Source organism: Phycisphaerales bacterium AB-hyl4, from assembly GCA_041821185.1.
Classification (GTDB): Bacteria; Planctomycetota; Phycisphaerae; order Phycisphaerales; family Phycisphaeraceae; genus Natronomicrosphaera; species Natronomicrosphaera hydrolytica.
Map to the genome: position 1 here is coordinate 150,770 of JBGUBD010000009.1, position 8,592 is coordinate 159,361.

At 64.7% G+C, this 8,592-nt stretch carries 6 protein-coding genes; all 6 read left to right on the forward strand.

Annotated elements, in window-relative coordinates; genetic code table 11:
• Window positions 1–45: 45 nt before the first annotated feature.
• The 6 genes from ACERK3_14785 (at window position 46) to ACERK3_14810 (ending at window position 8,228) form a co-directional block, all read left to right on the forward strand.
• Window positions 46–1,179: a hypothetical protein gene (locus tag ACERK3_14785; GenBank protein MFA9479553.1), complete on the forward strand. Its 1,134-nt coding sequence runs from the start codon at window positions 46–48 to the stop codon at window positions 1,177–1,179.
• Entirely contained in the window at window positions 1,166–3,037 is a 1,872-nt protein-coding gene (locus ACERK3_14790) for a hypothetical protein (protein MFA9479554.1), read from the forward strand. The genes ACERK3_14785 and ACERK3_14790 overlap by 14 nt, the downstream gene beginning before the upstream one ends.
• Window positions 3,034–4,278 carry a Gfo/Idh/MocA family protein gene (locus tag ACERK3_14795; GenBank protein MFA9479555.1) on the forward strand — a complete coding sequence of 415 codons (1,245 nt, stop codon included), beginning with the start codon at window positions 3,034–3,036 and terminating at the stop codon, window positions 4,276–4,278. The genes ACERK3_14790 and ACERK3_14795 overlap by 4 nt, the downstream gene beginning before the upstream one ends.
• Before the next feature lie 12 nt (window positions 4,279–4,290).
• The gene (locus ACERK3_14800) at window positions 4,291–5,286 is read left to right on the forward strand and encodes a hypothetical protein (GenBank protein MFA9479556.1); all 996 of its coding nucleotides are present in this window, start codon (window positions 4,291–4,293) and stop codon (window positions 5,284–5,286) included.
• The gene (locus tag ACERK3_14805) at window positions 5,283–7,007 is read left to right on the forward strand and encodes a hypothetical protein (GenBank protein MFA9479557.1); all 1,725 of its coding nucleotides are present in this window, start codon (window positions 5,283–5,285) and stop codon (window positions 7,005–7,007) included. Before ACERK3_14800 ends, ACERK3_14805 begins: the two co-directional genes overlap by 4 nt.
• 105 nt (window positions 7,008–7,112) lie before the next feature.
• Window positions 7,113–8,228 carry a sialidase family protein gene (locus ACERK3_14810; GenBank protein MFA9479558.1) on the forward strand — a complete coding sequence of 372 codons (1,116 nt, stop codon included), beginning with the start codon at window positions 7,113–7,115 and terminating at the stop codon, window positions 8,226–8,228.
• Window positions 8,229–8,592 lie beyond the last annotated feature (364 nt).

An 8,592-nucleotide genomic window follows, 5' to 3' on the forward strand; every position in this document is an offset into this window, starting at 1 on the left:
GTTTTGGAGTCAACCACCACGACGCCGCCCCTGTATGAGCCGACCATGAAGGCAAGCCCGCCGCTGTATCTGGAACTGACCGATCGTGTCCGCGAAGCGATTGATGCGGCGCGAGGTGGTGCGCCTGCGGCACTGGCAAGCAAGGGGGCGATGCGGGACGTCATCCCGGGCCTCAGTGACGTTGACTACCGCTTAGTGTTGAGCACTGATGCGCCGGAAATCTGGCGGCGCGTCGGCGCTGCGTTCGCCGAGGCGATGCTTGCTTTCGCCAATGCTCATCCCGATGGTTGGCGATTGATTGAGCACATGCCGGCCATTGGCTGCTCGTCCGACGCGCTCGACGCCCGGCCCGTGTGCTGGGAACGGCTGACCTGGGAACCGCTGTGGGCCAGCTCGGCCGATCTGCTGGTGACGCCGACGTCGCCGACCAACGACGGGCTTGCCGGTTGGTGGGCCGGCAAGCTGGCCGGATACCAGCCGCCGTACGATGCGCGTCGAGATCCGCCGATTAACGTGGCGTCGGCCGAGTTGCCGCGTTTCCCTGCCTTCAGTCTGATCTGGCATTTCTACGCCCCGGCTGTGCTTGCCGCTACGCAGTTGCTCGGCCAGTCGCAGGTACGAACCAAGTGGGACGCGCTGCGGTGGCGGGCGGAGCAGGGCATCGAGCCGGCGCAGCAGGCGCTGGCCATCGCGGAGGCGGATTTCGTGAATCCGACGTCGGCGACGCTGGCACGAGCATGCGAGGCTGACGTGCATCAGCTTGCGCAGCTGGCCACCGACGACGCGCGCCCCTGGGATGCGCTGAAGGTGATGGCGGATGGCCTCACCTTGTCGTTGCGCGACCGCCGACTGTGGGCGCTGGCGACCGCGCGAACCTATGTGCATCGCTGGTGGTTTTACGCTCATGCGCCGCAAGGTTTCGATGTGGTCGCTGTGCTGCGGATCGACCGCGGCCATGTCGGCCGGTTCACCCTCGGCCCCGTCCGCGACAGTCGCGAGGCGATGGAGGCGATGCGCGGCCACGCACAAGATGGCGCGCGGTTTGATGCGGCGATCGAAGCGCTGATGGCCGAACATCGCAACACGGACACGAGCCGACCGCGCGACACCTTTCTCGCAATGCGCGAGCAGTATCTCGTCGTTCTCGAAGCCTTGGAGAGATGGCATGCTGCAGCCTGAGTATCACACCCCCGGCTTGATCGAGCTGCCGCGCGGCCGACTTCGGCTGCCGACCCGGCTTGTCGTCGGTGCGGATGACATATCGCACGATGTCCAATGGTCGGCCTGGCGCGGCGAGGGTACGGCGCGAATCTGCGAGGGGGTATGCGACGCGCTGCGTTTGACGGTGACGGTGACCGGTGACATCGCCGCGGCCGAGGGGCTGCACTGTCGAAGCGAACTGCTGAACACGGCGGAGCAGGCGTGCGAGTTGCGGGAATGGGCGTGGACGCTGGAACTTGAGCCGCCCGATCGTGTGGCACTGGTGGCAGACGCCGACGAGCAGGGGAAGCGCGCGTTACGGCACGTGTCCGACGAGCCGTGGGACTACAACCTGACTGCCGACATGCTTGCTGCCGACGGTCGCTGCTGGTCGCTGGCGCTTGCGTATGGCCGAGCCAGCATGTGCGTCGGGTCGGATGATCCGCTGGTGTTCGGCGACGGCTTGGCGCGGTGCGAGCCGGCGGCGATGGACAGCGACCGGATCAAGGTCGCTTGGCACCGCATCGAGCCCCATTGGGACTACAACGGCCTGCTCTCGACGCGGCCGTTGCATGGCCTGTGGGTCTATGAGGGCCAGACGCGCGAGGCCAATCTGCGACTGGCAGAGCATTCGGAGGCTGTGCCCGTCCCGCCGCGAGGGTGGGGGGCTTCGCCGCTTCCGCCACCGCCATCGCTGCCGGAAGGCGCGGCGTTGCCGTTGTGTATTCCCGCTGCTGCGGGATCGGCCGACACCGTTCGTGTGCTGGCGCAGTTGGATCGCTTCCACATTTCCCGCGGCGAGTACGCTGGCCTTTACGCCGGTGGCGTGGATTACCGCAACCGCCGGCACCTCGAGCCGCACGTCTGCCGAGCCGAGTACGGCGAGTTCCTGCTTCACGCCCATCTGCGCGGCGATGGCTCGGACCTTTGGCCGGGCGTGGTGACCTATGCCGAACGATTCCAGCAGACCGCTGTCAATCGCGGCGGTCATCCCGAGCGGTGCGGCGCGGTGCGCGGCCGCTACGGCGACAACCAGTCGGCCCACCGCATTCGTTCCATGCGCGGGGCCGCCTTCTTCTGGGACATGCACCGGCTGACCGGCCGTGAGGATTTCCGCCGCACTGCCGTCGGCATTGCCGACTACCTGACGCGCAGCTTCCCGTGGAATAATGCGCGGCAGGGGGCCGCGATCCGCGATCTGGTCTACCTTCACCAACAGACCGGCGAGGCCCGCTATCGCGACACGGCCCAAGCCATCCTGCGCACACTCCAAGAAAACCAGCACGACTCGGGCGGCTGGTACGAGTATTGGAACAAAGCCGGCGAAGCGTTCGCGTACGACCCGCCCGGCCACCACGGGGGCCAGTGGACTGCCTGCGCGAGCCTCAAGCCGGAGATGGCGTCATACAACGTCAACGCGCTGCTGGACGTCCTGCTACTGCTGAATGGGTGCGACCTGCTTCCGGGCGTCGAGCCGATGGTCCGCAAGGCGGCCGACTGGCTTTGCGCGGTGCAGGATAAGCGGGGGGGCTGGCGGTTCCCCAATCACGACAGCCGCGGGTTGTATGGCTACGGGCTCTACCTCGACGCTGCCGCCATGTTCAAGGCCGGCTGGTTTTTCCGCGACCGCGCGTTCATCGACGCCGGCACACGCGCGGTTGCGTTCGGTTTCGAACTGCTCGATACGCTTGGACACGTACCGTCCGTCACCGATCTGCCGGACATTGATCAGACAGAGTGTTCGCTCACCTGGTTCTTCGCCATCGAAGCCCTCGCCGCACAGTCGGCCGCGGAGCCGGCGATGTTGGATAAAACCCTCAAGGATTCCCGGCCATGAAAGCCACACTGATTGCCCACACGACCCCGCGCAGCCTGGAAGACATGCCAGCCGTCGAACCGATCCGCCTCGGGGCCATCGGGCTTGGTCATCGCGGCGCGAGCGTGCTCCGGCTGGCCACCGGCTGCGAGGAGTACCAGCTCGAAGCGGTCTGCGACCAGCGGCAGAATCTGATTGATCGCGCCAAACAATGGGCAACCGACGATTTCGGTCTGAACGTGCGTGGCTACACGAACGCAGCAGAGATGATTGCGAATGAATCGCTCGACGCGGTGCTGGTGACGATTCCGCCTCACGAGCAGATCCCGGTCTGCTGCGCCGCGATGGAAGCGGGACTGGACGTGATGGCCGAAGTGCCCGTGGCGTACAGCTTTGAACACTGCTGGCAGGTGGTGCTCACCGCCGAGCGTACCGGGCGGCTGTTTCTGCTGCTGGAGCAGGTGCGGTTCAGCGGCATCGCGCGCACCTGGCGCGACATCGTGGCCAAGGGCGTGATCGGCCAGCCTGTTTTTGCGGAGGGCGAGTACTTCGGGGAGAAGACCGATCCATGGTTCACCAATCCCCAAGGTCTGCATTACACCCCCGCGCAGGCTGCTGGCGCATCAGATGCATCGCTGGCATGGCGTGGGCAGGTCCCGCCGATCACCTACCTGCCTCACGAGCTTTCGCCGCTGCTGTACATCATGGACGACCGCGTGACCCGCGTCACCGGCATGTCCACCACGACGCCGAGTCACCGCTACGACAACCTGCCGCTACCCGACGTGCAAGCGGCACTGATGCAGACGCAGAAGGATGCGGTGATGCGCATGGCCACCTGCTGGACAAGCCCGTCGGTACCGCGTGGCCCGATGGTCACGCACTGGTGGCACATCAAGGGCACGGAGGGGGTGCTCGAAGCACCACGCAGCCCCGGCGACAAGTCCAAGCTCTGGGTCGGCGGCTGGCACACCCGCGAGCCGGTTGAACTGGACCTGGGCACGCAGAATCTTCGCGGGCCTGCTGCCGCGGCCAGTACGGGCCACGGCGGCCTGGATTACTACCCGCTCGCTCAATTTGCCGATGCGCTGCGCCGGGACGTGGCCCCCGAACTGGACGTGTACCGCGCCGTCGAGACGGCCGCCCCCGCCATCGCGGCGGCCATGTCGATTGCGCAGGGCAATCAGCCAATCGACGTGCCGGACTTTCGGCCTGGCCCACACCGCCGCGCAGGCGAACCGCCAGCCAATTTCGCTGACTGATCGGGAGAACCAATGATGCCATTCGAACACGACGACATCGAAGCCTGGCACATCGACCGACAAGGTCTAAGCGCATGCGAGACCGCGCCCGCCGACGCGATGCCGGACGCGCTGGCCCCCGGCGACTTACCGCTGGTGGTGCGGGAGCCGACGCGCGTGCGCTTCGGCGACCAGGCGCTTCTGCTGGATCAGCAGGGGCTTTATATGTTCCACGATCGCGGCAGGCTCCGTTGGAGCGATCCTGATGCGTTGCCGACCGTCCAGCAGCAGAGACACAACGACGCTTCGGTCATCCTTTTTCAGGATGACGTCAATACCTTGTTTGCCGGCCTCGCGACGCTGCATGTCCACGGTTGGGTGCATGCTGACTTTGACATGGAAGCGCGGTTGGCGTGGATGAAACGTGGCCTGCTTTCGTGTACCTGCGGCACCATCGCCCAGGTCGGCGTCCACTTGCTGACGTCATTCGGCTATGGGGCAAGGATGGTGAGCGGTTTGCGGGTCCGCGGCCCCTACGACGCTCGCGACAACGGCCACATGTTGTTTGAATATTTCGATCCGCAACTTGGCCGATGGGTGCTCGTCGACCTCGATACGCACAGCTGTTTTGCCTGGCAAGGCCAGCCGTTGAGCCTTGGCGATGTTGCCGACTGCATTCACCGGGGCCAGCGGTTCGAGATCGTGCCGCTCACGCCGCCGGGCTTTGCGATTCCCGATACCACCGGCTACGTGGCGCCGCAGACCGGCACCACCTACATGACCTTCAAACTGCTCAGTGAGCCTCACCTGCGCCAGTGGTTTGAGCTGGTACTCGAAGTGCCGGTCATCGAAGCCGACGGCCGACGCTGGTTCTGGCATCCCGACGACGACCTGGCCCAACGCGCGGCGAGCTACGCCCAAGGTGCCGAGCGACTCGGCCGTGAACAATGGCTATCCCGCTTTTATGGCGACAACCTCACCGCGAGTGCGACCGGAATCACCACCGACACCACTGGAAACCAATCATGACCACTATCACTGACCGCTGGCATTCGCAGCCCATGCTCCTGCTGCAGAGGGCGACGCATCGGCCCATGCGCCGCTTCGTCGAGGAACTGCTGGTGCAGGAGGGCTATTTCTGCGCCGAGACCGTCGAGATGGACGACGCGACGGATGCCGGCGAGCAGTTGGCCGGGCGGGCGCTGGCACTGATCAATGCCGACACGTTGACCGACGCCCAGCAGACGGCGATCGCGGAATGGCTCGGCCGCGGCGGGCGGGCGATCCTGCTGGCTCCGCCTGATGCTCTTGTCGAGCGGCTGGGGCGATGGACCTCGCCGGTGCACTCCGTCTACAGACGAACGCCCCCGTGCTACGCGCGCTTCGCTGACCATGAGGCAAGTGGCCCTCATGCCGGAACGGTGGTGCAGGTGACCACGCCCACCGTGTTGCGTTCGCTGGAAGGGGCGCAGACCGTCGTGGAACTCGGCGCGCGGCGAGACAACTTCACCACATGGCCGGCGGTTGTGGAGTGTGAGCTCGGCCAGGGCCGCGCTGCCATCTATTGGTTCGATCTGGGCACCTGCCTCGCGCTCATGCGCCAGGGCGATCCACGGATTGCAAGTACCGGCCCATTGGGTGAGCCTGAGGAGCCGACGAATTACAAAGCCGGTTTTCTTGATCGCCAGATCGTGGACCCGCACCTGTCCGACATACCCCAGGCCGACGTCTGGGCCGACCTGACGGTGAGCCTGATTCGCAGGCTTACTGACGACCTGCTGCCTCTGCCTCGCGTGTGGCAATTTCCTCACAATTATGTCGCCATGACGCTGCTCGACGGCGATTCAGATTCGTACGACTGGGATAACTACGCTCATCTTGCCGAGCCGGCCGGCAAGGCTGGCGTGCCCTACACGCTGAACGTCATGGCCATGCACATGCCCGACTTTGATCGCGGTGCCGCCAAGCGCTGGATGGAGCAGGGGCACGATTTCCAGCTGCATTATTGGCCAGGCACTTCGACGCCCACGCCCGCAGTGATGCGTCAAGCCCTCGTGGAACAACAGGCCCTGTTCGCCGAGACCTTCGGTCACGCCGCGGTCGGCGGACGGGCGCACACCTGCGTCTGGCCCGGCTACACCGACACCGCCGAGGCGCTCGCCGACGTGGGGCATCGCATCGAGACCAACTTCTGCCCGCTTTATGGTGGATGCGGCTACCGGGGCTCGGCCAGGGCCGCGCGGTTCATCACACCAGACGGCCGGATGGTCCCGATTTCCCAGCAGCCAACGGTGTTCATGGACGACATGCTCTGTCACGACAAGGGGATGGTCGCACCATCCACACCGGAGGCGGCCCATGACTGGATCGAACGCACTTATGCTGCCTCCGTTACGCACTACCACGGCGTGATCTGCACCTGCCTGCACCCGGTTCCGATGGGCCCCGAAGCGCTCTACCGACAGATTCAGGATGCGGCGCTTGATGCTATTCTCACCGCCACGGCCGACCCGGAGGTCGGGGCGCTGAGCTATCGCGCATGGGTGGAATTCCTCGAAGCTAGGCGCAACATCCGCATGACGTGGAGCGACGGCTGGCAACTGCACGCCTCATCGCCCGTGGTCGGTTGCACCGTGCTTCAACCCGACGCCGCAGCTCATGCGACTCGACGTCAGGGGCTATCGTGGGAGGCGACCGTGATTGAACTTGCCCGCGGGCCACACCAACTGACAATGGCTAAGCAGGCATGAGCGGCAGGGGGGGAAGTGGGGGCTGGCTGGCAGCCTGCGTTTCGTTTCTGCAGCCGGCCCTCCGCGCTTCTTGAACAACTGGGCCGCATCTTCGAAGGACTCAATATGCATACGCCCGAATCCGAGAATGGACGCTTGATCACCACGGTTGCCGCCAGTTCCGTCACGTGGCCGCGCAACAGCGAGGGCGACGTGGTCGAGCTTGCTGACGGACGACTGCTCCTGATTTATATGGAATTTGGTGACACGGGCAGTGACTTCTCGACCACGCGCATCGTGGCTGTGGAATCCAGCGATGGCGGCTGCAGTTGGGCACGGCACCGGGTGGTGACCGAAACCGCGCCGGGCGATGTCAATGTGTATTCACCCAACCTCATCCGCGCGTCGGACGGCGGCATTCTGCTGATTTTCATGCGCCGGCACAGCCGTTCGCCACTTGCCACGACGCAATACATTTGGAAATCGACTGACGAAGGCGAACATTTTGCGCCCTATGCCGAGATCAGCGGCGACGCGGTTTACAGCCTGTGCAACGCCGTCGTGAAACGCCTGCGAACGGGTCGGCTCGTGTTGCCGGTAGTCACGGTTCTCCAGGCTATTGAAGGCAAGCCTTTTGCGGGCGCCGTGCTCTACAGCGACGATGACGGCCTGACGTGGCGGGAGGCAGAGCAACGGATTCAGCTTCCCATGCGTGGCGTAATGGAGCCACACGTCGAGGAATCGAGTGATGGACGCCTGTTGATGGTGATGCGTAGCCAACTTGGTTCGCTGTTCATGTCCGATTCCGCCGACGGCGGTGTCACCTGGTCAAAGCCGCAGACCACGGGGCTCCGCAGTCCCGAGTCCTGTCCGGAGCTGGCTCGCATTCCCGGGACGGGCGATTTGCTGATGATCTGGAACAACAGTCCTTACGATCCACAGTTCGCCTCCCACTACGGCAAGCGCAGCCCCCTGACCGCTGCGGTTTCCACCGACGACGGCCGGACCTGGTCCCATGTGCACGACATCGAGGACGATCCCACCCGCGCCTTTTCCAACCCCGGCTGCCGGTTCACCGCCGACGGCAGGGCGGTGATCAACTATTGGACGTGCCCTTACAAGCCCGAGTGGAGCATGCAGGGGATGATCGACTTGCGCGTGGCTGTCATCGACACGGCCTGGTTCTATGAAGGCATCAGCGCAGCATTGCGCGGCACGGAGTCGGCCCACTTCCAGCTGTAGCAGGGATGGGTTTGGCGGGGTGCCAGCCACCCCATTGTGGTGTGATGCACATCGCAGCTATGAGACTGTCGACCACACGATCGACAACGTGATCTACCAGCCGGAGATGGTGCACATCGGCCACGACGAAGTGTGAGGCCTTGGCACGTGTTCGCGCTGCCTGGAAAGCGGTAAGGAAGGTGGCGAACTGGTGCTCACTGACGATTGCACGGTCGTCTGAAGTCTGGCGTGTCATCGTAAATCCACTGGGTCGTCCAGCAAATTTGAAGCAAAGTAGTCATCCAACGCCGCGATCGAGCTGTCGAGCAGCTTGCGAGCATAGCATTCGGCTTGCTCGCCCTGCCGCGCTCCGATCAACTCGGCC

Excerpts from the sequence above, each read along its gene's own strand:
- ACERK3_14785 (MFA9479553.1), top strand. The coding sequence starts at position 46 with ATGAAGGCAAGCCCGCCGCTGTATCTGGAACTGACCGATCGTGTCCGC.
- ACERK3_14790 (MFA9479554.1), top strand. The coding sequence starts at position 1,166 with ATGCTGCAGCCTGAGTATCACACCCCCGGCTTGATCGAGCTGCCGCGC.
- ACERK3_14795 (MFA9479555.1), top strand. The coding sequence starts at position 3,034 with ATGAAAGCCACACTGATTGCCCACACGACCCCGCGCAGCCTGGAAGAC.
- ACERK3_14800 (MFA9479556.1), top strand. The coding sequence starts at position 4,291 with ATGATGCCATTCGAACACGACGACATCGAAGCCTGGCACATCGACCGA.
- ACERK3_14805 (MFA9479557.1), top strand. The coding sequence starts at position 5,283 with ATGACCACTATCACTGACCGCTGGCATTCGCAGCCCATGCTCCTGCTG.
- ACERK3_14810 (MFA9479558.1), top strand. The coding sequence starts at position 7,113 with ATGCATACGCCCGAATCCGAGAATGGACGCTTGATCACCACGGTTGCC.